This is a genomic window from Streptomyces albidochromogenes (assembly GCF_005981925.1).
GTDB classification, from domain to species: Bacteria; Actinomycetota; Actinomycetes; order Streptomycetales; family Streptomycetaceae; genus Streptomyces; species Streptomyces albidochromogenes.
On the sequence record NZ_VBVX01000596.1, the window covers coordinates 1 to 1,618 of the forward strand.

1 protein-coding gene is annotated in these 1,618 nt (G+C 67.2%); it reads right to left on the reverse strand.

Annotated features, from left to right (window positions below; all coding sequences use genetic code 11):
• Positions 1-1,540: nickel-dependent hydrogenase large subunit (locus tag E2E34_RS34155; RefSeq protein ID WP_138905696.1), on the reverse strand; the 1,540-nt coding region annotated here is incomplete at its 3' end.
• Positions 1,541-1,618 lie beyond the last annotated feature (78 nt).

Here is a 1,618-nt window from a genome sequence, read left to right on the forward strand (position 1 = left end):
GGTAGGGGTGGTAGTTGGCGATCTTGCCGTCGCGGATCACCATGTGGTGGGAGAGGACACCGCGTACGGCCTCGGTGAAGCCGACGCCGACGGCCTGGTCGGGCACCTCGAACTTCTCCCAGGTCTGGGTGCGGCCGGCGCGTACCTCCTCCAGGCCCTTCTCGGCGAAGTGCAGCGCGATCGCGGCGGTGTAGGCCTGGAAGTACGTGCGGGCGCGGTTGCGCTCCAGGGCGTTGCTCCAGCGCGGGATGTTCCACTCGAAGGTGGTCTCCGGTTTGGTCATCGTGCGCGGCAGGTTGATGACCACGCTGTGGCCGGTGGACTTCACGTAGCCGGTGTCGACGAGCCCGGAGAGCGCGGTGGACCACAGGCGGGCGATGGGGCCGCCGCCGGTGTCCAGGGCGAGGTAGTCCTTGCCGTCGAACCAGCGGGGCGACATCACCCAGCTGTAGTTGCCGTTGAAGTCCCGCTTCTGCGGCGCGGGGATCGTGTGCTGGTTCCACGGGTGGCGCGGGTCCACCGGGTTGCCGAGCGGGTCGTGGGTGACGAACTGCTCCTGGCCCTGCCAGTCCTCGTAGTACGAGCTGCCGAGCAGGATCCGCATGCCGAGGTTGATCTCGGTGAGGTCGTTGGTGACCAGCTTGCCGTCGACGATGATGCCCGGGGTGACGAACATCCGCCGACCCCAGTCGCTCATGTTGGCGTACGTGAAGTCGCAGTACTCGGGGTCGTTGAGCGCGCCCCAGCAGCCCAGCAGGACGCGGCGCCTGCCCACTTCCTCGTACCCGGGGAGGGCCTCGTAGAAGAAGTCGAACAGGTCGTCGTGCAGGGGGACGACGCGCTTCATGAACTCGACGTAGCGCATCAGGCGGCTCAGGTAGTCCGTGAAGAGCTGCACGGAGGCGATGGTGCCGACGCCGCCCGGGTACAGCGTGGAGGGGTGCACGTGGCGTCCCTCCATCAGGCAGAACATCTCCCGCGTGTAGCGGCTGACCTGGAGGGCCTCGCGGTAGAACTCGCCCTCCAGGGGGTTGAGCGAGCGCATGATGTCGGCGATGGTGCGGTAGCCGTGTTCGCCGGCGTGCGGCGCCTCGGTGCGCTCGGCCAGTTCGAGGACGCCCGGGTTGGTCTCGCGGACCATCTTCTCGCAGTAGTCGACCCCGACCAGGTTCTCCTGGAAGATGTTGTGGTCGAACATGTACTCCGCGGACTCACCGAGGTTGATGATCCACTCGGCGATGTGCGGGGGCTTCACGCCGTACGCCATGTTCTGGGCGTACACCGAGCAGGTGGCGTGGTTGTCGCCGCAGATGCCGCAGATCCGGCTGGTGATGAAGTGGGCGTCCCGGGGGTCCTTGCCGCGCATGAAGACGCTGTAGCCCCGGAAGACCGACGAGGTGCTGTAGCACTCGGCGACCCGCTTCTGCTTGAAGTCGATCTTCGTGTGGATGCCGAGGCTGCCTACGATCCGGGTGATCGGATCCCAGGCCATCTCCACCAGGCCGCTGCCGTCGCCGGCCGCCTTCGTCGTCGGTGCCATCGTGTCTGCCGTGCCCTTCTTCAAGCGGGGAGTCTGGTCGCGCGGTGAGGTCGGAGGTGGGGGCGGGCCCGCCGGTAC